This window comes from Shewanella algae (genome assembly GCF_009183365.2).
In the GTDB taxonomy this organism is placed as follows: Bacteria; Pseudomonadota; Gammaproteobacteria; order Enterobacterales; family Shewanellaceae; genus Shewanella; species Shewanella algae.
In genome coordinates this window covers 4,731,137-4,754,721 of the sequence record NZ_CP068230.1, presented here as the reverse complement: position 1 = coordinate 4,754,721, position 23,585 = coordinate 4,731,137, and the positions used below count along the sequence as shown (strand labels likewise).

Annotated in this window: 22 protein-coding genes; 12 read left to right on the top strand and 10 right to left on the bottom strand. The window is 54.4% G+C overall.

The features are described 5' to 3' along the window. Positions 1–11 precede the first annotated feature (11 nt). Positions 12–1,151 (bottom strand): efflux RND transporter periplasmic adaptor subunit, encoded by a 1,140-nt coding sequence (locus E1N14_RS21220; protein ID WP_025009159.1) that lies wholly within the window; start codon positions 1,149–1,151, stop codon positions 12–14. A gap of 469 nt (positions 1,152–1,620) precedes the next feature. On the opposite strand from E1N14_RS21220, the gene E1N14_RS21215 reads away from it, so the two are divergent. Then, positions 1,621–2,568: a LysR family transcriptional regulator gene (locus E1N14_RS21215; RefSeq protein WP_025009160.1), complete on the top strand. Its 948-nt coding sequence runs from the start codon at positions 1,621–1,623 to the stop codon at positions 2,566–2,568. Between the two features lie 139 nt (positions 2,569–2,707). Continuing rightward, the gene (locus E1N14_RS21210; protein ID WP_025009161.1) at positions 2,708–3,445 is read left to right on the top strand and encodes a TorF family putative porin; all 738 of its coding nucleotides are present in this window, start codon (positions 2,708–2,710) and stop codon (positions 3,443–3,445) included. A 126-nt stretch (positions 3,446–3,571) separates the two neighbouring features. Here E1N14_RS21210 and E1N14_RS21205 read toward each other — a convergent pair whose 3' ends face one another. Continuing rightward, positions 3,572–4,033 carry a GNAT family N-acetyltransferase gene (locus E1N14_RS21205; RefSeq protein WP_025009162.1) on the bottom strand — a complete coding sequence of 154 codons (462 nt, stop codon included), beginning with the start codon at positions 4,031–4,033 and terminating at the stop codon, positions 3,572–3,574. Positions 4,034–4,120: 87 nt separating this feature from the next. Then, the gene (locus E1N14_RS21200) at positions 4,121–4,780 is read right to left on the bottom strand and encodes a 7-cyano-7-deazaguanine/7-aminomethyl-7-deazaguanine transporter (RefSeq protein WP_025009163.1); all 660 of its coding nucleotides are present in this window, start codon (positions 4,778–4,780) and stop codon (positions 4,121–4,123) included. Positions 4,781–4,948: 168 nt separating this feature from the next. Between E1N14_RS21200 and E1N14_RS21195 the strand changes: the two genes are divergently transcribed. Beyond that, complete coding sequence (locus tag E1N14_RS21195; protein WP_062793331.1) at positions 4,949–5,695, top strand: substrate-binding periplasmic protein; 747 nt, start codon at positions 4,949–4,951, stop codon at positions 5,693–5,695. On the opposite strand, the gene E1N14_RS21190 is transcribed toward E1N14_RS21195, so the two are convergent. Continuing rightward, positions 5,692–7,050: an isochorismate synthase gene (locus tag E1N14_RS21190; RefSeq protein ID WP_025009164.1), complete on the bottom strand. Its 1,359-nt coding sequence runs from the start codon at positions 7,048–7,050 to the stop codon at positions 5,692–5,694. The genes E1N14_RS21195 and E1N14_RS21190 overlap by 4 nt on opposite strands. Positions 7,051–7,392: 342 nt before the next feature. Here E1N14_RS21190 and E1N14_RS21185 point away from each other — a divergent pair, with 342 nt between their 5' ends. The 8 genes from E1N14_RS21185 to E1N14_RS21150 all read left to right on the top strand — a co-directional run bounded on the left by E1N14_RS21185 (position 7,393) and on the right by E1N14_RS21150 (position 15,121). Continuing rightward, complete coding sequence (locus E1N14_RS21185; protein WP_062793332.1) at positions 7,393–9,558, top strand: TonB-dependent receptor plug domain-containing protein; 2,166 nt, start codon at positions 7,393–7,395, stop codon at positions 9,556–9,558. Positions 9,559–9,560: 2 nt separating this feature from the next. Next, the gene (locus E1N14_RS21180) at positions 9,561–10,910 is read left to right on the top strand and encodes an ATP-binding cassette domain-containing protein (RefSeq protein WP_025009166.1); all 1,350 of its coding nucleotides are present in this window, start codon (positions 9,561–9,563) and stop codon (positions 10,908–10,910) included. Next, positions 10,900–11,583 (top strand): energy-coupling factor transporter transmembrane component T, encoded by a 684-nt coding sequence (locus tag E1N14_RS21175; protein WP_025009167.1) that lies wholly within the window; start codon positions 10,900–10,902, stop codon positions 11,581–11,583. The genes E1N14_RS21180 and E1N14_RS21175 overlap by 11 nt, the downstream gene beginning before the upstream one ends. Next, positions 11,570–12,124 (top strand): hypothetical protein, encoded by a 555-nt coding sequence (locus E1N14_RS21170; protein ID WP_037436264.1) that lies wholly within the window; start codon positions 11,570–11,572, stop codon positions 12,122–12,124. The genes E1N14_RS21175 and E1N14_RS21170 overlap by 14 nt, the downstream gene beginning before the upstream one ends. Positions 12,125–12,137: 13 nt before the next feature. Next, entirely contained in the window at positions 12,138–12,869 is a 732-nt protein-coding gene (locus E1N14_RS21165) for a DNA-binding protein (RefSeq protein ID WP_025009170.1), read from the top strand. After that, positions 12,870–13,085, top strand: a complete 216-nt coding sequence (locus tag E1N14_RS21160; protein ID WP_025009171.1) for a hypothetical protein — start codon at positions 12,870–12,872, stop codon at positions 13,083–13,085. Positions 13,086–13,246: 161 nt separating this feature from the next. Next, positions 13,247–14,428, top strand: a complete 1,182-nt coding sequence (locus E1N14_RS21155; RefSeq protein WP_025009172.1) for a cyclic di-GMP phosphodiesterase — start codon at positions 13,247–13,249, stop codon at positions 14,426–14,428. Between the two features lie 75 nt (positions 14,429–14,503). Then, positions 14,504–15,121, top strand: a complete 618-nt coding sequence (locus tag E1N14_RS21150) for a paraquat-inducible protein A (protein WP_025009173.1) — start codon at positions 14,504–14,506, stop codon at positions 15,119–15,121. Here E1N14_RS21150 and E1N14_RS21145 read toward each other — a convergent pair. From E1N14_RS21145 to E1N14_RS21130, 4 genes are read right to left on the bottom strand one after another with little or no spacing between them, the layout of a single operon-like run. Beyond that, positions 15,112–15,417, bottom strand: coding sequence for a DUF3240 family protein (locus tag E1N14_RS21145; RefSeq protein ID WP_025009174.1), 306 nt, complete (start codon positions 15,415–15,417; stop codon positions 15,112–15,114). The two genes, E1N14_RS21150 and E1N14_RS21145, sit on opposite strands and share 10 nt — an antisense overlap. Beyond that, complete coding sequence (locus E1N14_RS21140; protein WP_062793333.1) at positions 15,414–18,467, bottom strand: efflux RND transporter permease subunit; 3,054 nt, start codon at positions 18,465–18,467, stop codon at positions 15,414–15,416. The genes E1N14_RS21145 and E1N14_RS21140 overlap by 4 nt, the downstream gene beginning before the upstream one ends. Before the next feature lies 1 nt (position 18,468). Further along, the gene (locus E1N14_RS21135) at positions 18,469–19,491 is read right to left on the bottom strand and encodes an efflux RND transporter periplasmic adaptor subunit (RefSeq protein WP_025009175.1); all 1,023 of its coding nucleotides are present in this window, start codon (positions 19,489–19,491) and stop codon (positions 18,469–18,471) included. Next, positions 19,488–20,666: a TolC family protein gene (locus E1N14_RS21130; protein ID WP_062793334.1), complete on the bottom strand. Its 1,179-nt coding sequence runs from the start codon at positions 20,664–20,666 to the stop codon at positions 19,488–19,490. Before E1N14_RS21130 ends, E1N14_RS21135 begins: the two co-directional genes overlap by 4 nt. A gap of 150 nt (positions 20,667–20,816) precedes the next feature. On the opposite strand from E1N14_RS21130, the gene E1N14_RS21125 reads away from it, so the two are divergent. Then, positions 20,817–21,341 carry a helix-turn-helix transcriptional regulator gene (locus tag E1N14_RS21125; protein ID WP_025009176.1) on the top strand — a complete coding sequence of 175 codons (525 nt, stop codon included), beginning with the start codon at positions 20,817–20,819 and terminating at the stop codon, positions 21,339–21,341. 405 nt (positions 21,342–21,746) lie between these two features. Here E1N14_RS21125 and E1N14_RS21120 read toward each other — a convergent pair whose 3' ends face one another. Continuing rightward, positions 21,747–22,670 (bottom strand): YeiH family protein, encoded by a 924-nt coding sequence (locus E1N14_RS21120; protein ID WP_025009177.1) that lies wholly within the window; start codon positions 22,668–22,670, stop codon positions 21,747–21,749. 227 nt (positions 22,671–22,897) lie between these two features. Further along, positions 22,898–23,452 carry an aldolase/citrate lyase/malate synthase family protein gene (locus tag E1N14_RS21115; RefSeq protein WP_025009178.1) on the bottom strand — a complete coding sequence of 185 codons (555 nt, stop codon included), beginning with the start codon at positions 23,450–23,452 and terminating at the stop codon, positions 22,898–22,900. Positions 23,453–23,585: the final 133 nt, after the last annotated feature.

The window sequence follows — 23,585 nt, the reverse complement described above, 5'->3', positions numbered from 1 at the left end:
CCGCCCTGTTATTACTGGTTTGCTGTCATGGGTTTAGCCGTCACTGGCATGCCGGGACGGATTTTCTGCAGCCCTTCGACAATCAGTTTGTCACCAGGCTTGAGGCCATCGGTAACCCGCCACTGGTGATTGATGACATCGGCAGTCTTGATAACCCGAGCTTCCACCTTGTTTTCGGCGCCAACCAACATGGCCACAGCTTCACCCTTTGGATTACGGCTGATAGCCTTTTGCGGTACCAGAATGGCTTGAGGATCGACACCTGTGTTGAGAATGGCGCGAACATACATACCTGGCAGTAGTGTGTGATCCGGGTTCGGGAACTCGGCTCTCAGAGTCACAGAACCTGTGCTCTGATCGACACTGACCTCGGCAAACTGTAAGCGACCCTTGTGATCATAAGTCGAGCCATCTTCCAGCAGCAGAGTCACTTCAGCATCATCGGAAGCCTGCAGTTTGCCGGCTTTCAACATGCTCTTGAGACGCAGCATCTGGGTGCTGGACTGAACGATATCCACATTGATGGGATCCAGTTGCTGGATAGTCGCCAGAGGTTGAGCCTGGTTGGCGGTCACCAGCGCACCGGCAGTAACGCTGGACTTACCGATACGGCCGGAGATAGGCGCCTGTACTTCGGTATAGTTGACGTTAATGGTTGCAGTATTGATGGCCGCCTTGGCCACTTCCACCGCCGCCAGCGCTTCTTTATAGGAAGCATCTGCCTTGTCGTACTCTTCTTTACTTATGTACTTGGTCTTGACCAGTTCCTGGTAACGGGCCTGAGTTGCCTTGGCGGACGCCAGAGCCGCTTCGGCGCGGGCCAGATCGGCTCTGGCACTCTGCAAAGACGCCTTATAAGTAGAAGGGTCAATCTGATACAGTGACTCACCCTGCTTCACATCTCCACCTTCGGTAAAGCTGCGCTTCAGAATGATGCCGTTGACCTGAGGCCGAACTTCGGCTTCAAGGAAAGCTACGCTGCGCCCAGGCAGTTGCACTTGCAGTGCCTGCGGAGCCGACTTGACTTCGAGGACACTGACTTCCATAGCGGGGGCCGCCTGATTGCTTTTGGCTTTTTCAGCTTCCGACCCACAGGCCGTCATCCATAACGCCATACTTACAACTGAGGCAACTTTTAATACATGCCGCATGATAACTCCTAATCAGTATCTGCTTGCCGGGAAGGAAAAATGTCTTGTACGACAGGCTTCCTGGCGCAGTTAGCCAGCAAAATTTTCGAACCCATATTTATCGCACAAGCATTCTGTATCAACAAGCTACAGGATAAGCGAAAAGTGTAAATGAATGAAAATTTTTTAATCAATAAACGACACTATTGCCATTTATTTACATTTAGTTGTGAGATTTATGAATTCAACAACTTATGTATCCAAATCCCGTTTTTGCCCGTTTGGGAGAGATTCTGTTTTTGCCTTGGAGGCAGAGAGTTCTTTCCCAACAACAGCAAGCGTTTTATGGTTGAGCGAACCAAGGCAAAACTGCATAAATTTCTCTGCGTCATGCTGGATCCTCCACCGCGAGGCGAGTATTCTACTACTGTCACTATAATTTGATTAGTCACATAGAAATAAACCCACTGTCCCACAGGTGCAACAATAAATGGATCTAAACAGGGTACAAATATTTGCTCAAGTTGTTGAGCAGGGTAGTTTTACCGGCGCGGCCAAGGCGTTGGGGCTTACCAAGACCACCGTCAGTCGTAAAGTTGCCGAATTGGAGAAGGCGACCGGTGTTCAGCTACTGTTCAGAACCACCCGGGCATTGAGGTTAACCGAGGCCGGCGCCGAGTATTACAACAAGATCACCAAGATATTGGTAGACCTGGAAAATGCCGAGGCGCAGCTCAGTGCCAACCAGCAGCGGGTCAAGGGTAACCTAAGGGTAGTCTGCCCGATCGAGATGGGGCAGCTATTTCTCGGTCCGGTATTTGCCCGCTTTCTTGAGGCCTACCCGGATATCACCATAGAAGCTGAGCTGACTAATCGCAAGGTGGACATGGTTGAAGAAGGAATAGACATACTGTTCCACCTGTGTGGTATCGAAGATTCACGCCTGCAGCATTACCAACTGGTGAAGACCAGCACCACCCTGATGGCCAGTCCGGAATACCTTAAACGCCACGGTACTCCGCAGACCCCGGATGATCTTTGGCATCACAAGGGCATAGAACAGGGGGGCATCCAGCTCATCAATGATGGTTGCTGGAAGATTTTCGATGGTAAGGAATGGCAGGTGATCACTCCGGAGGTACAGCTCAAGGTCAACAATATTACCTTGGCCCGGGAAGCGGCCATTGCCGGTTTGGGGATCACTTGTCTGCCTCCCATGATCGCCGATGAAGCCTTGCAAAAGGGGGAGTTGGTCGCCGTGCTGGAAGACTTTCCCATGGAACATAACACCCTGTTGCTGTCTTATCCCAAACGGGCCTACTTACCTCGTAAGTACATAATCTTTATTGATTTTATCTATCAGGCCTTGTTCGGTTACTGGGGCAACATGCTGCTGGAGATCCCCGAGTATGTGAAGCGCCCCGAAGGCTTCGAATAAGCCGCTATGACTGCGGCGTTGCCGCAGTCATTCATAATTGTTCACATTCATTCCTCCATGGTTCATTCATCTAGATAACCCTGTTCACAACTTCTTCTTACTATCCGGGCTAACAATAATCATGCTCTGGTGGATAAAGATGAACCCAACTCATAAGCTGTTTTTATCAGGTTTGCTGCTGTGCAGCAGTTCTATGGCTCTGGCAGACGAAGCTCCCCGTTTCGCCGGTGGCAGTTTTGCCGGCAATCTGACCTTTGCCTCTGACTATGTGTTCCGTGGCGAATCGGAAACCCTGGATGGCGATGTGCCTGTAGTCCAGGGCACATTCAGCTGGAACCATGATGCCGGTTGGTACGCCGGGGTGTTTGCCTCCAATATCAAGTTTGCCGACCCCAACCTTGAGATAGTCACTGCGCCTTTCATCGGCAAGAGTGGTGTGTTGGGTGATTCAGGTTTCACTTATGATGTCATGCTGTTCTCTTATCTCTATCCGGGCGCGTCCTACTCCAACTACACAGAACTGTGGCTGAAACTCGGCAAGTCTTTCGGTCGGGCCCATCTGCAACTGGAAGTGACGCCGACTGTGGATGACTGGTTCGGTGTCGATGGTTGGCACGGGGTCAACTATGCCCTACACCCCAGTTACAGCTTCGAGAACGGTATCAAGGTATCCGGTTCTGTCGGTTATCAGGACCTGAGCGGCAATGGTGCCGAAGGATGGGGACACTGGAACTTGGGGGTAAGTAAGGAGTTCTATGGTTTCAACCTGGATCTGCGCTACCACGGCAGTACAGTTGAATCAGACCACAAGGTTTATGGTACCCAGACAGAGATCTTCGATGACAGATTGGTAATAGGCATCAGCAAGGCGTTTTAAGAACTGCTTCCCTGCAGTCTTTGTGAGTACGCCGGTTGGCGTACTCTTTTTTTAGGTAAGGTGCGAACAAGCTTGGATGCAAGGCGTGGTTCGCAGCAAATGGCCCTAGTCCTTTGCAAGACTTCCTTAGTACATGCTCTTTTCAAGATAGAGACGGTTGTCGGCAATATGTCCAGGCTCGGCGCGGAAGTCCACTACCTGATACTGATGGCTGATCAGCATATTCAACATAGAGCGGAACTGGTTGCGGGTCTTGACCTGGATCTGCTTGTAGCCGGCCTGGGTGGCCCAGCGCTCCTGAGCCTCAAGCATGCTGCGTGCCAGTCCCAGACTGCGATAATCGGGTAATACACCGCCCAGCCAACTGTAAAAACACTGCTCATCCAGAGCATAACCCAGCTTGAATCCCGCCAGCTCACCTTCCACAAAGGCCAACAACAACAAACAGGCATTGCCTGTCAGTCGACGCTCGAACTCCTGCTTTTGGTAGCCGGAATCAAACTCGGGGATCTGGGCACTCAAGGCCATGATCTCATCGATCTGTTGCTGATCTATTTCAGTAATAGCTTTGATTTCAATGGAGTACATCATCATTCTCTCAACGGACCGCAAAATGTCACAGGTTGCGGGATAAAAACTGGCCAAAATTATAACAGGTCTGGCCAGTTGAATGCATCAGGAGAATTGCTGCTGGTTTTCCGTCTGTAAGATCTTATCCTGAAGTACCCGCAGCAGCACGCCATAGGCCGGCAGGAACAGCCCCAGACTGACCAACAGCTTGAAGCCGTAATCCACGGCGGCGATTTCCGGCCAGTTGGCGGCCATGAAGGGGTCGCTGGAGGCGAAGAAGGCGATACTGAAGAACACCAGAGTATCCACCAGGTTGCCCACCAGGGTTGAGGCTGCCGGTGCGACCCACCAGGCACACTGGCGGCGAATTCTGGCAAACACTGCGATATCCATCAGCTGGCCCACCAGATAGGCGGCGAAACTGGCAAAGGCGATACGGAATACAAAGGTATTGAAGTCCGACAGGGCGCTCAGCCCCTGAAAATCACCCTGATGAAACAGTACGCCCATGGCATAGGAGATCACTAATGCTGGCAGCATGGCCTTGAAGATGATCTGCCGGGCGGCGGCCTGGCCGAATATCCGTACCGTCAGATCGGTTGCCAGATAGACGAAAGGAAAGCTGAAGGCACCCCAGGTTGTGTGGAAGCCGAATAGCTGAAACGGGAGCTGCACCAGATAGTTACTGGCACTGATAATAAGGATGTGAAAACTGACCAAGAGGATCAGTGCGCGTTTGAGCTGCGCGCCGGTTAACATTAACATATTGTGACCTTTTTAGTTGGCTGGGCGGGGTGAGGGAACCCGCATCTTCGGTTCGACCGAAAGGGCGCACATTATAGTGCCCATAATCCGGCTGACAAGGGGGAAGCGTAAAAAATGTCCAGTCCATCTCAAGCTACTCTACACTGAAAAGGAAGACAGGAGAGTAAAATGAATCGAATCTGCTGCCTGCTGCTGGCCTTGCTGACTTTTGTCTGGCCGGCCATTGCCGAACCGACCAAGATCCAGATAGCTACCGCCAGTTGGGGCGGTTATACCGAAACCAATGGCGAAGGCTATTATTTTGAGCTGTTGCGAAGGGTCTTTCCCGAGCCGGAATGGCAACTGGAAATCCAGTTTGTTCCCTTTCCCCGTTCCCTCTACATGCTGGAGCGTGAACAGGTGGACATGGTGTTAGGGCTCTATCTGGGGGATATCTCCAAGGGGATTTACAGCGCCAAAAAGGTGGAAACCGAGGTGATAGATGCCGCGGTGACCCCTGAGCTGGCCAGTGTTTGGCAAGGAATGGACTCACTGACCCATCGCAGGGTTCAGGCCCTGATCGCCTATCGCTTTTTTACCCTGACCCAGGTACCCATGCACTATCAGGAAAACAGTAGCCTGCTGGAAATGCTGCGCAAGGTGAATGAAGGCAAAATCGATGCCGTGCTTGACTATAAGCCGGACATCTTGCCGCTGTTGCCACAGTTGGAACAGCCCAGAAGATTGGTGCTTATTGAGGATGTGCTACGGGCAGATGTTTATTTTGCCTTCGCCAATAATCCCAAAGGGCTCGAGCTGAAGGCCTTGTTCGACCAAAGTTTTGAGCAGTTGGAGCGTTCCGGGGAATTGGCGGAGATTAAACAGCAGAGCCTGGAGCAGCTGCAACTGAGGATACAGGAACAGCCATCACCCTAGAAATCCAGCAGAATTGACATTATGGTGGCGAGCTTGTTTTCCAGCTCCTGCCATTCGGCTTCCGGGTCTGAGCCTGCGACTATGCCGGCGCCGGCAAACAGATTGATGCAGCCGGGTTCCAGCAGGGCGCAGCGGATGGCTACCGCAAATTCACTCTCATATTTATTCAGATAACCACAGGCCCCGGCATACCAGCCGCGCATATAGCCTTCCCGTTGGCGTAGAAAACTGATGGCCGATTCCCGTGGCAGGCCGCCGACGGCCGGCGTCGGATGCAGGGCCTGCAGCAGTTGAAAATCTTTTACCCCGTGCCGTAGCTCGGCGCGAATCGATCTGTGCAGATGCTGAATATGGTTGAGTTTGAAGATGGTTGGCGTCTCATCGGCACCGACATAGCGGCTCAGCGGAGTCAGTGCCTTGACAATATGCTCCCTGACCAGCTGATTCTCATGGCTGTTTTTGCTGTCATCCAATAGCTGCTGCGCCAGCAGTTCATCCTCTTCCGGGCTTAGGCCGCGAATGGTAGTGCCCGCCAGTGCTTCGGTATACAGCTCCTGCTGATGGCGGCGATAGAGACGCTCGGGCGAACAGGAGATAAAGCTGCGCTCAGGGCTGAATTCGAAGCCGAATTGAAAACTGTTGGGGTTGCGCCCTTGCCAACTGGCCAACACCTGCCAGGGATCCGGTGTGTCTTTCACTTGCAGCTGAGTCAGGCGCGACAGCACTACTTTGGGCGTGTCCTGGTTGAATCTGGGGGCAGTCACCTGTTCCACCAGTGTCTTCCAGCGTGGATAGTCGGGCCTGTCATTGCGTGACAGCTGTTCTGTCTTGGTCGGTGGCGTCATGGGGCGGGCCGGAACCAAGGCATCCAGCGCTGCTTGTGCCTGGGCTATTTCCGCTTGCCTGTCAGCCTGGCCCAGATTCAGGTTAACCAAGAGGCGGAAATGATCTGAACTGCGTCTCAGCTCTATTCTGGGTAACAGGAATCTGGCGCGGCCAAACTCGGGCCAGGAGGCGATTTCGCGGTCGAAGGCGACGCCGCCGTAGTAGCGGATCTCCTGATTACTGGAGTAGGCGCGCTGCTTTTCATAAATTTCGGCCAGGGCCTCGTCTGTGACTTCATCTTCGAAGCGGAAATCCAGGCAGCAGCCGATGGCGGCAACCTCCTCGAGTCTGTCTCTTCCTTGCCAATAAATTCTGGGATAGCTGGGTTGGGAAGCCAGCCAGGAGATCAGTGGAATTGCCTGTACCTCGGCGGCCAATTGGACAATAGGCTCTGCTGGCGTCAGCTTGGCCAGTTGACACAGCTTGTCTTTGAGTGACGAAATGGCCTGAGGCAGGGTAAGTGCAGACAAGGGGAGCTCCGAACAAAGGGATCCGGAAGCAGAAAGCGTCCGGCTAACAGTATCTTTAACACAAACTAAAGTTCCACACCTTGAGTGTCAAGCCGTCGAACGGGCCTGTGTGACGTGTAGCATGATCCCATTAATCAGCTTAGGTTAATGTGACACGAGTGGACATTTTTGCTCGGCAAATTGTCTTGATGGGACAATCTGTCCGCGACAGACTCTGTTATCTACTCCCTTTGTATTAATTTGTCGATCTGTATTGGTTTTTACCGTCACTGAGCTTGTAGCTTTTTTGGGCGGCGCCAGAATAGCCCGGATAATCCCAATCAGAAATGACAGAAGAGCCTTATGTCCCATATCCCGGTAAAACTCTCTGCCCTCGCACTGGCGTTGGGCTGTGCCATGCAGGCCAATGCGGCCTCTATCGAACGCGATCCACTGGTCAACAATGCAATGGACGTCATAGTGGTGCACGGTGAGCGTGCCAACGCCACTGAAGTTGCCACTACAAGTTGGAGCATTTCCGAAGATGAAATCAAGGCCTTGGGTGCCCAAAGCCTGGATGAAGTGCTGAAAAATGTTCCCGGTGTTTACGTACGTTACGGCGGCGAGGGTACGCCAAGGGTGGATATCCGTGGTTTCAAAACCCGCCATGTGACCCTGTTGGTCAACGGTGTACCGGCCAACAGTGCCGATGATGGTCAGTTTGATCCCAGCGTGATCCCAACCAGCCAGATTTCCAGAGTCGAAGTCTCCGTTGGCCCAACTTCAGTACTCTATGGCCCAGGCGGCGCCGGAGGTGTTATCAACATTATCACCAAGCGTGGCGACAGCGCCCCGGCAGTATCCGGCAACCTGGAATTGTCCAAGGACGATACCTTCAAGGGTGATATCAGTGCCGCCGGCTCGGGCGACAACTGGCAGGGACTCATCAGTGCCGGTTATCAGCACACTGATGGTTTCCCCATGTCTTCTGACTATCAAGTCACTGAGTACCAAGACAAATATCAGCGCAACAACGCAGATAAAGAGCTGACCAATCTGTACGCCCAAGGCAGCTATTGGCTCAGTGATAATACTCAACTCATTGCCAATATGGCGCTGCGTTCAGGCGAGTGGGGCAAGCCACCAAGAGATGGCAGCGGCAGCGGCCGGGTGAAGTTTGAGCGTGTCGATGACTATGATTCACAGACTTTCCAGCTGGGTCTGGCACATAAGTTCAATGATACTTTCACTTTCCGGGGTTTTGGTTATCACAACCAGAGCGACACCTATGAAACTGTGTACGGTGACAACAGCTACGCTGAGCTGACCCAGGCTCAGGACGGCCGCTCCAAAGTACAGGGGGCAAACCTGCAGCTGATCACCGACTTCGACACCGCGGGTATCCTGACCACCTCTGTGATTGCTGAAAAGCAGAGCTGGGAAGCGGTAGCCGAAAGCTTAGGTTCCTCCAAGTCCGGCAGCAGCAAGGTTGCAGCAGCCAAGGGCTCAGGTGGTGGTACTGGTTCAGGCGGCGGTAACGGCTCAGGCGGTAACGGCTCAGGCGGTGGTACTGGTTCAGGCGGCGGTAACGGCTCAGGCGGTGGTACTGGTTCAGGCGGCGGTAACGGCTCAGGTGGTGGTACTGGTTCCGGTGGCGGTAATGGCTCAGGTGGTGGCAGCAGTGAGTCTTTCGATGATTCGGCCTGGGTTTATACTGCGGCGGCCGAATATCAGTTCCAGTCGGAAGGCGATTGGGGCTTTACTCTGGGCGGCGCTTACCACGATATGGACAAGACCGAAGGCAACGAGAACGATTACTCGGCGCTGGCCTCAGGTTTCTGGCAAGCGGCTGACGATACCCGTCTGAGCCTGAGTGTGGCTCGGAAGGTGCGTTTCCCATCCATGCGCAACCTGTACTCCCTGTCTTCAGGCAATCAGGAACTGGAGACGGAAATCTCCAAGCATGTTGAGTTGGGACTGGAGCAAGGCCTGGGTATGAATACCGAGCTGCAACTCTATCTCTATCACACAGATGCCGATGATTACATTGCCAAAGATGCCAGCGGCATGTATCAGAACATGGGCAACTATCGCTTCCAGGGTTTGGATACTGTGCTGTCCAATAACAGCATAGAGAATCTGGATCTGAGCCTGAGTTACAGCTATCTGCATGCCGAAGACAGAGACAGCAGCACAGGTTTTGATGGTCTGGACTATCGTCCCAAGCACCAGCTGCGCTTCCAACTGGGTTACAAGCTGCCTACCGAGACCCGAATCCACCTGAATGTGGAACGCATCATGGATCAGAACTACTACGAGCAGGAGAAGATCGGCGGTCAGAAGGTGTGGCAGGAGAAATCACTGGATGATTACACCCTGGTAGACATCAATCTGGTACAGCCTTTGCTTAAAGATAAGCTAGAGCTCTATTTACGAGCCACCAACCTGCTGGACGAGAACTACTATCAGAGCGATTCTCTGCCTCAGGCAGGTAGACAAGTCTTTGTTGGGATTAACTGGCAGATCTGATAATGCGCTTACTCGAACTCGAAGGGATCAATTTCAATCATGGCTGTTTGCAGCCCTTGATATTGAGGGATCTGGATCTAAAAATAGAATCCGGCTCCTGCCACTGCATCAGTGGTCCCACGGGTTCGGGTAAATCCAGTCTGCTGGCTTTGCTTGCCGGGCTGCAACGGCGTCCCTGTGAAGGCGGCATTTTCCGCCGTCAGGGGTTGTTGGTGGGTCTGGTGATGCAAGATCCCCAGGTGCAGATACTGCGCCAGACCGTCGGGGCCGAAGTGGCCTTTGCCTTGGAAAACCTCGGTGTGCCAAGCGGCCAGATGATCTCCAGAGTGCAGCATGCATTGCGCCGGGTGGGGCTGTTTGTCTCGCTGGAAACTCAAGTCAGCAAGCTGTCTCTCGGACAGAAATATCGCCTGATGATCGCTGCCCAGTTGGTGAGTGAGCCTGCGGTACTGCTGTTGGATGAACCTTGGGCGCAGTTGGATGACGCCGGTGTCGATGAACTGCTGGCAGTAATCCGTAACCTGCTGGCGGAAGGTATGGCTGTGGTACTGGTGGAGCATAATCCCCAGGCTTTTTCCTCAGTTGTTGAACACTTCTGGTACCTGGACCAAGGGCGCCTGTTACCCGGCAGTTACCGGGTCGAATCCGCCAGCCATTTGAAACGCCTGGAGCCGGACCGAAGTCGGGAACTGGTCAGTGCCACTTCATTTGAATTTCGTTATCAGGGGCATTCGCCCCTGTTTGTGTGTCAGCAGGGCCTGTCTTTGGGCGCCGGTGAGCTGGTTACTCTGGTGGGTAACAACGGCTCGGGCAAGAGCAGCCTGCTGAAGGCGATAGCCGGTATTCAACCCGCGGTGGCGTCGATGCCACTGCGGGTCTTTGGCCGTAAGCCCAAGCCTGGTGCCTATGGCCCCATGCTAGGCCTGTTGATGCAGCGCCCCAACCGTCAGTTGTTTGAAGCCACAGTCATAGAGGAGATGCAGTTCAGCCTGCGCCGCTTCGACCTGCCGCTGTCCCGGGCCGAGAGCCTGCTTGAGCAGCTCGACTTGCTGCATCTTGCCCAAAGCTCGCCCCATACGCTTTCCTATGGGCAGCAGCACTTGATTGCCCTGGCCTCTATCGCTTGTTTAACCCCCAGCTTGATGCTGTTGGACGACCCCTTGGCGGGGTTGGATGGCAAGCATCTGGGGCAGCTTTGGCAGATACTCAACTATCTGCGGGAACAGGGCGGCAGCATAGTGATTGCCAGCCACAGACCCCTGCCGGGGTTACCTTGTAGTCAGCTGTGGCAGTTGCAACAAGGCCAACTGGAAATCGAGTTTGCCCCAGAGGAGGTTGCCTGTGTGGGCTAAAGGACGGCGCCACGGCCGTGCTTCTCCCAAGGGGCTGAATTTAGGTTTGTGGGGCAGTGCCACAGCCTTGTTCTTGGTAGTGACTCTGTCATCGGCAGCCTTTCTCCTGCCTCAGGCGCAGCTTCCCTGGCTGGCGGCCATTAATCTTATCTTGGTGGTTCATGGTATGCTGCAGCGCGGCGCCATAGGCGGGGTAATCCGCTTTGTTCTGCTGCAACTCGGCTTTACTTTGGGGCTGTATGCACTGATGCATGGTGGCGAGCAGCTGGGACAAGGTACCTTGGCGGTGGCCCGCATCACCTTGGCGCTGCTGCCGGGATGGTGGCTATCGGTTACCGTGCGCCCGGAGCGGATCGGTGAGGTGTTATGCCTGATCATGCCGGCTAAATGGGCCTTTGTGGTGGCCGCTTCTATAGGTCTGCTGCCCTTTATGACCCAGGAGATTGCCGAAATCTACCAACTGCAGCGGCTGCGGGGGGCGCGAATTGCGCCCAAGCAACTGCTCAACCCCCGCAACTGGCCTGAACTGGCCTACTGTGTGTTATTTCCCCTCTTGATCCAACTGCTTAAATTGGCCAAACAGATGGCGCTTGCCGCCAAGAGTCGCCATTTTGGCCACACTTTCAAGCCGACCCATTGGCAGGACAACCGGAGCGAACATGGCAACAAATAAAATCAAAGGATTTCAATTGCAGGATGCGCTCTTCATCGGCTTTTGTGCCACCTTATTGGTGGCAGTCAAGAGTATGCTCAGGCTGAAACTCGGCTTGTCGGGACATTCTATGTTGCTGATGAGCTTTTTCTATCTCACCTGTTACGGCATTGTCGGACGCATGGGCGCCATGACAGCTTGCGGCGCCTTGGCCGGAGTGGTTGCCATGACCTTGGGCGTGGGCAAAGGCGGCCCGCTTATTCTGCTCAAATTCGTGGTTCCGGCTGTGTCGATGGACCTGGCGCTTCTGCTGCTGGCCAATGCTTTCAATTTGCGCTGGCGTTTCATCGCCCTGGCATTGGTGGGCTGTATCGCCTGGGCCGCTAAAGGGCTGGTAGAGGATTTGCTGGTGGGCATGAGTGAACAGGTGGCCTTGGTGCGCTTTGGTCTCAAGTGTTTACAAGGTGGAGCCTTTGCCATAGTCGGGGCCCTGCTGGTGCCCCCCGTTTTGAGACGCCTCAAGGCTCACGATCTCCTCCACAAAGATACCCAGACAGATTGATTAAGGTTTATTGATGAAAGATTGGCTGATTTGTATAGACGATACCGATGATATTGGCACCAAAGGCACCGGCGAGATCGCTTCCGAGATTGCTGAATTGTTGACCCAGCAAGGCGGGCAAACCTCCCTGGTGACCCGGCATCAGCTCTATGTGCATCCGGACATTCCTTACACTTCCCACAATAGTGCCATGTGCTTTGGTTATCGTGGCGAGCTTACCTTGGAGGCGATACGTGAGGTGGCTATAGCTCATCTTCTCAGGGAATCAGCCAGCGCCGCCGACCCTGGGTTGGCGCTCTTGTCTCTGGCCGATTTCAGCGGCCAGGACGCACTGATGGCTTTTGGCCGTGAGGCCAAGCAAGAGGTCAAGACCAAGGAGCAAGCCTACGGCTTGGCCGAACACTTGGGTATCAGTCTCAGCGAGCACGGTGGCACGGGGCAGGGTGTTATCGGCGCGCTGGCGGGCCTAGGGCTCAGGCTCACAGGGAATGATGGCCGGGTGAAAGGCCAACTGAAATTTGGCCAGACAGATGAAGCGGCGCCCTTCAGCGTTGCCGACATACTAAATCGCTCTGAGCTGGATGGCGTATTGACCACAGATGGTGAGTGGTTGCAGGAAACCGACACTGTCTGGCTCGGCGGCAAGGTCAAAGCGGTGTGGGCCGAGCATAAGTTTGCCCTCCTGGTCAGCAAACGTGGCGCCGAGTGGCACAATGCCGGCAAACAGCAGCTGAAGGAGTTCTGAATGCAGCAATGGTTTGAACTAAAGCAGGGCAAACGCTTGTTTCTCGGTGGCAGCAGCAATCTGCAGGCCGCCCGAGAGGTGGCCGGCCAGTGTGTTTGTTTTGCCGAAGATGACGAAGATGAACAGATAGATGATGTCACTCGCTCCTGTTACAACTGCCAGTATCGCCGCTGGTTGAGTGAAGGCTTTCAATGTCTTGGCCCAATATCTGAATGAGATTGGCATCATAAAGACAAATTTTACCCCCTAGGATGCATAGGCATTTCCGGCTTTGGCTTCTAGAATAAGGCAGAGCCGAGTGACATTTGTTGGAGAGTCGTTAACCCCTGGCAAACGTTTTTCGGATTGAGGCCAAAAGCATTTGCCGGAGTGAAAGAATGACCGATGTGGTATCGACAGCAGCCCTTTTGAAGTTGCCCGTCACTCAATTGGGGATAGGCATGTATGTCTCGGCCATTGAGAACAACGGCCAATTGGCCGTCGCCAATGCCGGCCAGATCAGGAGCCGCCAGGCAATCACTAAACTCAGCAACAGCGGCATTCGCTTTGTCTGGGTCGATGTGGAGCGTTCCAGCGACAACTGTGGCCTGAAAAAACAACGCCCCGCCTTCAATCACCATCCCCGTAAAACCTCGGTGAACCATCAATTGGCAATAGGTCAGGCCAAACAGCTACTGACAGAAGCCAAGGGCTTAGTGCGCAAAGTCCTCAGTGAAACCTTCGAAGGCAAGGCAATAGAAGTCGAGCCTTTTGCGGCACTGGCAGACAATATGATCGAGTCGGTGATGCTCGACTCGGATGCGATGAAGTGCGTTTCCGCGTTGAGATCCAAAGATGCCTACCTGCTGGAACATTCGGTCAATGTTGCCTTCCTGCTGATCACCTTCGGTAAGTATCTCAAGCTAGATCGCGAGATGCTCAGACAGCTGGCCATCGGCGGTATTCTCCACGACATCGGCAAGATCAAAGTGGATAACAAGATACTGCACAAGCCGGGCAAGCTGACGCCGGAAGAGTTTGAGCACATGAAGCTGCATCAGGCCTACGCCATCGAGATCATGGAACAGGCCAAGGGCTTGTCTCAAGTGAGCAAGGATGTGTGTCTGATGCACCATGAAAAACTCGACGGCCGTGGTTACCCGAGGGGCCTGAAAGGAGATGCATTGCCGCTGCATGGGCGTATGAGCTGTATCGTGGATATCTATGATGCCCTTACCGCCACCCGCTGCTATAAAGAGGCGATGAGCCCGGCAGCCGCCTTTAAGATTCTGCTCAGTCTGACGCCCTTTCATCTGGATGAGAGCCTGGTGTACGAATTCATCCGTTGTATCGGTGTCTATCCGGTCGGTTCATTGGTGCAACTGTCCGATGGCCGAGTGGGCATAGTCTGGGAATCCAAAGACAGGGACGTGTTGCACCCCATAGTCAAATGCTTCTATTCATTGAAGTTTAAGCGATATACCGATGTGACCATGGTGGATCTGCAAAAGTCTGATCTCAACATAGACAGAGGTGTATCGCCCAGCTCTTTGGATGTCGACCCCAAGCCCTTCTATTGATCTGGCGGTAAACTGGGTAAACTGTTGGGCCCACCGAGTGGTGGGCCTTTTTGTTGAGTTTGTGGAGTGACCCCGATGCGCCGAATTTTACCTATCATGACCCTGTTATTGTCGCTGGCCTTGCTGATCCCCGGGGTGACTCAACCTATTTTGAGTGTCAGCGGCACGGTGGAAAAGGCCGAGCTGACCGAAGCCGGGTTGGACATGATTGCCGAAGCCGTCAGTGATGGTTCCGGACGCGACAGTGCCAGGGGAATGCTGGCGATGATCAGCGGTATGCTGGGGCTGAACAATCTTCAAGGTGAAATGGAGGTGTTCAACAAGACCCGCAGTATCTGGGGTACAGTGACCGAGCTGCATCAACACGGCAATACCCTGGTGGCGGCGCTGGTGATGCTGTTTTCCGTGATAGTGCCGGCCTGCAAGCTGGGGCTGATGCTGCTGGCTCAGGCGCCGCTGTCCAGTAAGGTGCGGCAGATCATCGACAGTATTACCGCGGCCATTGCCAAATGGTCCATGGCCGACGTATTTGTGGTGGCGCTTATCATCACTTATATGGCCGGCAACGCCTCGGCCGGCATGGGGGATTTGGTTCACACCCACGCCAGCCTGGAGTCGGGCTTTTGGTTCTTCCTCGGCTATTGCCTGTTGGCCATCGCCGGCCAGTATTGGCTCAAACCCCGTCAGTCCTGACCCAGCACGCCGTCTGTCGCTATCGGTACTATCCAATAGCGGCAGGGGTTGTGGCGGCAGACCTCCGCCAGGGTTTGCAGCAGCGCCTGCTGTGACTCTTGCGGGTGCATCACCTCAAACTTGTAGAATTCCCGATAACCTTCCACCTGTTCCTTGAGATTGAAGTGGCTGTGCTCGCGGCTGAAGCCACAGATATTGATCAGGCTGAAGCCTGATAGGTAGTCCAGCGACATCAGGGTGTCGACCACATCGTCTTTTAGATTGTGCTGCACTATCAGCACCAAGAGTTGTTTCATTGGCGTTTCTCCAGGGTTTGATACAGCAGTGGCAACAAATAGAGGGTGGTGATAGTGGAGGTGATCAGCCCGCCTATGACCACGATTGCCAGCGGTCTTTGAATTTCGGCGCCGGGCCCGGTGGCAAAGGCCAGCGGGATCAGGCCGAACATGGCGGTGGTGGCCGTCATCAGAATCGGACGCAGTCGGCGGGCGGCCCCCTGTTCGACCCGCTCACTGAGGCTGGCAAACAGATGCCGCGACTGTTCATAGTAGCTGACCATCACCACACCGTTGAGCACGGCTACCCCCAGCAGGGCGATAAAGCCCACTGAGGCCGGCACCGACAGGTATTCGCCCGAGATAAACAGGCTGAAGATACCGCCCATCATGGCAAAGGGGACGTTGGCCAGGATCAGCAAGGCTTTGGAGATATTGCCGAAGGTGGTGAACAGGATCAGGTTGATCAGCATCAGCGCCACGGGCACCACCAACAGCAGATTACGGGTCGCCCGTTGCTGGTTCTCGAACTCGCCGCCAAAATTCAGGCTGTAACCGCTGGGCAGAGACAGCTCAGAGGCCAGCTTGCCCTGTAGTTCTTCAACAAAGCCGACGATATCGCGGCCGCTGACATTGGTGGTGACCACGGCAAAGCGGTTGCCTTGCTCGCGCTCAATCAGTATCGGCCCTTCGCGATAGCTTATTTGCGCCAGTTCTCCAAGTGGCCTGAGGCTGGCATCCGGCATGACCAATAGCCTTTGCTCCAGTTGCGGCAGGCTGTTGATACCATCTGCTGCCTGGGCGATCAGCACGGGAGTTCGCTTCTTGCCCTGGATTATCTCGGTTATGGCAAGACCTTCCAGTTGGCTCTTGAGATATCGGCCAAACTCATCGGCACTCATGTTGTAACTGCGGGCCAAACCTTCCTTGAGGCGGAGGTTGATAAAGGGGCTGCCTTCGGTCATGGCGGTTTTGACATCCTGGCTGCCGCGAGTGGCGCTGGTCAGGTGTGCCGTCTCACTGGCCAATCTTGAAAGCGTCTCAAGATCTTCACCGAAAATTTTAATCGCCACATCGCCTATGCTGCCGGTAAGCATCTCGGAGACCCGCATCTGGATTGGTTGGGTGAAGTTGAAATTGATCCCCGGAAACTTGAGCACTTCGGTGCGTATGGCATCGATAAGCGCCTCTTTGCTGGCAAAGCGCCACTCTTCAACGGGTTTAAGTTCCATGAAGACATCTGTCTCATTCAGCCCCATGGGATCCAGCCCCAGTTCATCGGCACCGGTGCGGGCGACCAACTGGCGTATTTCGGGCACAGTGGCCAGCAGGTGCTGCTCTATCTGAGTATCCAGTGCCAGCGAGGCCTGCAGCGAAATCGACGGGGACTTCTCCAACTGCAGAATAATGTCACCCTCATCCAGGGTCGGCATAAAGGTTTTACCCACCTGAGTAAACAGCCCCAGGCTCAGTACCAGTGCCACCAGTGCCGTGGCGCAAAATGCCTTACCGTGCTGTAACACCCACTGCAGACTGAGCAGGTAGCGCGCCTTGAGCCAGCCAATGGCCTTGGGTTCGTTGGCCGCTTTTTCATTGACCAGATAGGAGGCCAGCACAGGGATCACCGTCAGCGACAGTGCCAGTGCCGACAGCATGGCAAACACTATGGTGATAGCCACTGGGGTGAACAGTTTGCCTTCGAGGCCGCTGAGGGTCAGTAGCGGTGAGAAGACTATGATCACTATCAGGGTGCCGGACACCACAGGCACGGCCACATCTTTGGTAGCGCGGTAGATGAGGTGCAGCCTGGGCAGGCGTTTGCCGCCGGCAATCTGGTTGACCATGTTCTCCACCACCACCACGGAGGAGTCCACCAACATACCGATGGCGATCACCAGACCGCCGAGGCTCATCAGGTTGGCCGACAGATTGAAGTAGCGCATCAGCATAAAGGTGGCCAGTGCCGCCAGCGGCAGCGACAGTGATACCACCAATGCCGCCCGCAAGTTGCCGAGAAACAGCGCCAGTAACAGAATAACCAACACCACGGCTTCAAACAGGGCATCTGAAATGGTGCCTATGGCCGTGCCTATCAGGTTGGCCCTGTCGTAGAACACATTCAGCTGGCTGCCGGGAGGAAGGGTCTTTTCTATCTGGGCCAGCTTTTCCCTTACCAGTTTGATGACTTGGTCGGTATTGGCATCCTTGAGACCGACGATCAAGGCCTCTGTGGTTTCTTCACCATTACGGGTCACGGCGCCGTAGCGGCTGAGATGGCCTATTTCGACCCGGGCGAGGTCTTGCAGGCGATAGCTGCCGCCCTGATTGGTGGCAATCACCAGTTGTTGCAGGGCCTCCAGCGAGTCGATGCGCCCTTCGGTGCGAACCGTCAGGTTATCTGTCCCTAGCGTGATGCGTCCGGCACCCGTGTTGCTGTTGTTGCTCTCGATACGGGCTATCAACTCTTCCTGGCTGATACCGGCCTGAGCCAGGGCGACTGGGTCAGGGGTGATCTGCAGTGTCTTGGCAAAACCGCCGAGAATGTTGACATCGGCGACTCCGGGCACGGTACGCAGCAGCGGCCTGATTTCCCATTCCAGCAACTGACGGCGTTCCAGCAGCGACAACGAGGGATTCTCCAGCGAGAACATAAAGATTTCACTGAGCGGGGTGCTCATGGGGGCAACGCCGCCTTCCAGATCGGCGGGCAACTTGTCCCATACCGCCGCCAAGCGTTCACTCACCTGTTGTCTGGCCCAGTAAATATCTGTGCCTTCGTTGAAGTCCAGGGTGATGTCGGTAATTGCATACTTGCTGGTGGAACGCAGTATCGCCTGCTTGGGGATCCCCAGTAGCTCAGTCTCAACCGGTACTGTCACCTGGGCCTCTATCTCTTCGGCTGTCATGCCGGGAGCCTTGAGGATGATTTTCACCTGGGTCGGCGAGATATCCGGGAAGGCGTCCAGCGGCAGCCCCAACCAGGAATAGGCGCCGGCACCACAGAGCAGCAGCGCTGTTATCAGGGTAAACAGCCTTTGAGTCAGGGAAAAACGGATAATGGCACTGAGCATGCTATTCGCCCCCCAAACCCAGGAGTATGCCTTTGACGGCCGCCACTGAGTCGCTCAGTACCTCGGCACCGACCAGTGTTTCATTGGGCGCCAGGAAGTAGCTGTCGGCGCTGGCACCTATCACTTGCACGTCGGTTGGCCGCAGCTTGTTTTGGCTGTGACTCAGCACTTGGCTGCCAGTGCCCCAGGAATAGAGACTCTGTTTGGGTACCACCAAGGCATTGATGGCCTGCAATGGAATAACCTGTAATTGCTGCCCGGGTTGCAGGCCGCAGCTTGGGGGAACGGCCTGGCTCCAGGCGTCGACAAAGCCCTGTTTGGCCAGCTGGTCCTTGCGACTTATCTGCAGTTGGCACTCTCCGGCCATCACGGCATTGACACTGTCTTTCTGGGCCAGGGGTAAACGCAGCTTAAGCCTGAGTTCGTCGGCGGGCAGTACCCCCAGCAGTGGGGCGCCGCTCATCAGCGGTTCACTGCTATCGCCGTATTGCAGCAATCCGGCCATGGGCGCGTGTAATGTCAGAGTCTCAGGACTCTCCCCCGGCTTAAGCAATTCACTGAAATGCTGCAGGTGTTCATATTGCAGCAAAGCGTCGAAATACTGCCGGCTTATCTGCGACCAGGTTTCGGCACCTATGGCGCCGTTGGCCCGCAACTTTTGGTTGCGATCATAGCGCTGCTTGGCGAGCTTGAATGCCGCTTCGGCGGCGGCAAATTGCAGTTGAAAGTGGGCAATTTCGGCGCCCTTAAGTTGCACCAGCGCTTGGCCTTCATCGACCCATTCTCCTTCGGCCACCAACCAGCGTCGCTGTTGGATGGTTTCCGGTGCCGTGAGATAGAAGCTGCTGCCGGGCTGAGCCGCCAATATTGCCGGTACAGGGGCGGCCTCTATCTGTTGTACTTGGTTCACTGAGGTGAAGCTGAGTGTCAGCTTGCCTAGGTCCGCAACCGAGATTTCCTGCGCCCACAGCGGGGAGAAGAACAGTGTCGACACCAGTGTGCCAACCAGGGTTTTAGGGGTCATAGGGTAACTCCGAGCGCTTGCAGTTGTTGGGAATGCAGCTGGGCTTGTGCCAGCCGGTTGAGCGACAGCCTGGCTTGGGTATCCAGAGCCTCAAGATGGCGCCGCAGCCAGGACTCATACTGGGCTGGGCCTTGTTCGGCCGTGGTCAGCAGGGTTTGGCTGAGCTGTTTGCTCAGCTGCACGGCTTGCTCCAGCCCTTGCTGCTCTTGTTGTAGCTGGGCTTGACGACGTTTGAGTTGCTGCAACTGCAGTTGGCTCTGCAGTAACTGCTGTTGTTGCTGTTGCTCCAGTTGCAGCCTTTGTTGCTGCAACTCGCCAAGCTGTTGCTGGTTCAGGCCGTTGCCAACAGGCAAGGGGATCTCCAGTGCCAGACCCAGAGACTGTTCATCCAGCCCTTGGGTGGTAGTGTTTTTGGCCGTGACAGACACCAGCCAAGGAGTGTCATCTCCTTCGAGTTGGGCGTTTGTGGTGAGTTGCTGACGTTGCTGCTGCAGCGCCAGCAATTGCCACATGGGATGCCCGGCTCCGGCATCATCCGGCAGTGGGGTATCACTTTCATCCAGCGATGGCAGCTGTTGCAGTCCGGTCAGGCGTATGAGTGCCTCATTGGCTTCTTGTTGTTGTTGCTCCAGTGGGAGTTTAGTGAGCGACAGCTCCAGCAGTTCTCGTTTTAGCAGCAGTACCGCAGTTGCCGGCATTTCACCACTTCGGCTCAGGGCCTGTTGCCGCTGCAGCAGTTGCTGCAGTACTTGTTGCTTGTGGCGCAGTTGCACCAGCTCCTGCTCGGCTTGTGCCTGTTGCCACCAATACTGACGCAACAGGCCAGAGAGATAGAGGCGCTGCAGTTGGCTCTGCAATTCCAGCATGCGTTCGTTAATGGGCTTGAGTTTGGCATTCTGGCGCTGCATGGCCGGCGACTGAAAAGGCAGGTTGAGCGAGAGCTCCTGCTCATAGCTGTTGTGGCTTTCCAGGCTGCCAAGATGGCTCAAACTGATGCTTGGCAAGCCTGTCAGCCAGTCCGAGCTGTGATATATTGGAGCCAGTTGTGCCGAAGATGTGTGCAGCCTGTTTTGACTCAGGGCCAGCAGGGCATCTCTGTCTGTTTCCGGGGCCGCTCTCAGCTGAAACACCATTAACAGCAGGCTACAACCCAGATAGAGGGGGCGGATTTTCATGGGAGTGTCTCTTGGGGAAATACCAGCCGCCAGCCTGGCACTGATTTGGCCTGTTGTCTTCGGCGACCTGTATCATATTTGCGCTTATGGGACATATGTACCATAAGTTAACTGCATGTTTTTAAAGCCTATTAATCGGGAGTTGCGTCAATGAAGGATCTGGTGATGATAGTGCTGCTCAGTGTGATCATGACGCTGAATCTGCTGGATGTGTTGTCAGATATGCAACTTGGTGTGCCGACTTATCACATAGTGCAGGAGAGCATTTTGGTGGCGCTTTCCGCCTGTGGTGCCCTGTATATCAGTGTTGATCTGATCCGCCGCAGCCGAGAGATGCAGTTACTCAAGTCAAAGTTGGCCAATGCCGATGCCAGGATCTGCAATATCTCCAGTCGAATGCAAGCCGCCCGCCAGGAATACACCCAGGCGGTACAGCAACAATTTGAGCTCTGGTCGCTGACCCGCAGTGAGCAGGAAGTGGCTTTATTACTGTTGAAGGGCTTGAGTTTCAAAGAGATTGCCAGTGTTCGCAGCACCAAGGAGAAGACGGTGCGGCAGCAGGCATCGGCAATTTACGCCAAGGCGGATGTTGATGGCCGCCATACCTTCTGTGCCTGGTTTATGGAAGACTTTATTCAACCCGTTGCTAGCGCCGATACTTCACAGGCGGCCTAAGACGCGGTTGGCATCTGTCGTTTTGAAGCGACTTTACACGCGTTTCTTGAAGCTAATCCTGCGGCGGCTGAGCAAGTAGGATTAGGCATTTTCCCCGGCAACTTTCCTCCTTGCTACCAGGCTATCCCCGTCACAGAGAGTGGGTTTCCTGCCAGTTAATGCATATAAAAAGGTATAAAAAATTTTTTCTTAGTGCTTTGGGTTCTTTATTATTGAGAATCGATATTGGCACCTAGGCTCCACAGACACCAATAATAGCTGCATTATTTAACTGTGGAGGTGGCGGTGAAGCCTGGCTATATCCTGCTGTTTCTCTTACTGGTGGTACTGGCATCGACCCAGACCCAAGGCTTGTTGCGGGCTCTGATTGAACTCAGCGCCTTCGCAGGCTTTTGTTACCTGTTTTCAACCCTGCCAGAGAATATAGCCAAGAGACGAGCTGCCGATAAACAGCCAGAGAATCACCCCAAGAAGTAAGGGCTTACTACCACTCTGCTGTAGTTTCCTGAAGGTGATACCACAGCCAATCAGGAACAAACACACCACCAGGGTACGCTTCGCCAGCTCAAATAGTTCCTGATAGATAAATTGACCCTGAGGCAACAAACTGGTGATGGCAATAGCCAGGCAGTAAAACAGAATAAACCCGGGAATATTGAGTTTACCCTTGCCTCCGAACAACAAGGCGCTGATTGCCGCCAGAGGCACTATCCACAAGGCGCGTGCCAGTTTGATGGTGGTCGCCGTCTTAAGTGCTTCCTCACCGTAGGCGGATGCGGCGCCCACCACGGACGAGGTGTCGTGAATGGCGATGGCGCTCCAAACCCCGAAGTCATGTTGGCTCAGCTGCAGCAGATGACCTATCACGGGAAAAACGAACAGGGCAACCGAGTTAAGTACAAAGACGCAGGCCAGTGCAATGGCGGTTTGTTCGTTGCGGGCATTGATAGCCGGTGCCACCGCGGCGATGGCGCTGCCACCACAGATGGCGGTGCCACTGGCAATCAAGTGACCGACTCGTCTATCCAACCCCAAAACCCGAGTCAACGCCGTGCCCGCCAGCAGGGTCAGCAATATTGATCCCAGGATTAACGGCAAGTTGCCCACAGAGGCGTCGATCGCCTGTTGCAGCGGAATGCCAAAACCCAGACCGACAATGGAGATGGCCAGCAGTTTTTTGGTCAGTTTCCCCAGATCCCAGTCCGATGGCAACCAGCCGAGATTAGCCAGCACAAATCCCACCAAGAGTGCCAGAGGTGAGGAGATTGCGGGGTGTAGGCAGGCGATGGCAAGCAGGCAAAACAGCCACTTTTTCTGCAGTTGGCTCATGGACAAGAGATAGCAAGATTCCGGGAGCGTTAGTATAAGTGAGGCAAAATGCTAGGAAAACTAAAATTAACTTAATGTCCAGCGTAAGTTCTACTGAATCTCTGACTAAGACAACAGGATCAGGGAAGCCAGTTCCCCGATCCTGAGTCTATGTCACTTCTGGCAGAAGTTTGCTGTGCCTTTTGCTGTGCCTAATAAGGCCAAGTGCCTATGACGCTCTGTTGCGATTAGACCCGTGAAGACAACTGATATTCATGGCCATCTTTGGTGGTAAAGCGTTTGCAACTCTTGTTGCTGCGTGGCTGACCGCCATCATTGTGCAACAGGCTAATCCACTCACGCTTGAGGCTGTTGTCCTGGCAGCGGCCATCGATGAGACAGCGTTCCAGCTGAATGTCTTCAATGGCGGCGCAGTCGCGGCTGCCGATGCAGCCCTGACGATCAAAACTCAGCTCCAGGTGACAGCCGCAATCATCCTTGAGCAGTATAGCTTCTGGCTCGCTGCGGTGGCCGCTCAGGGCGACAAACTGTTGTGGCTGTTTGAGGCCACACTGGCTGCCATCGGCAAAGCAGGCCAAGAGATGCTGATAGTAAACCACATAGCAAACCACCTCGGCATGTGAGCCGTTTGCCAGTGGGAACAGCCGGTCAAGCAGTTGCTTGGCATTGGCCATCTTGTCGGCGATATGGCGTTCACCGAGTGCTTCCACGGCAAAGACGGCTTCGGCGATGAAAGGGTTGTGCTCTTGATTGATTTTTTGCTGCATAGTGGAGATGTTCATCGTCTCGCCCTCGTGTTTTGCTTTCCTTGACCTGATGGCACTGTCGCCTCATGGCCGAACAATTCCTGTGAATTGCTTAATTTGTAGGCTAGCGTTTTTTTGATTACAATTTCACAATAAAAATTTTACAGTG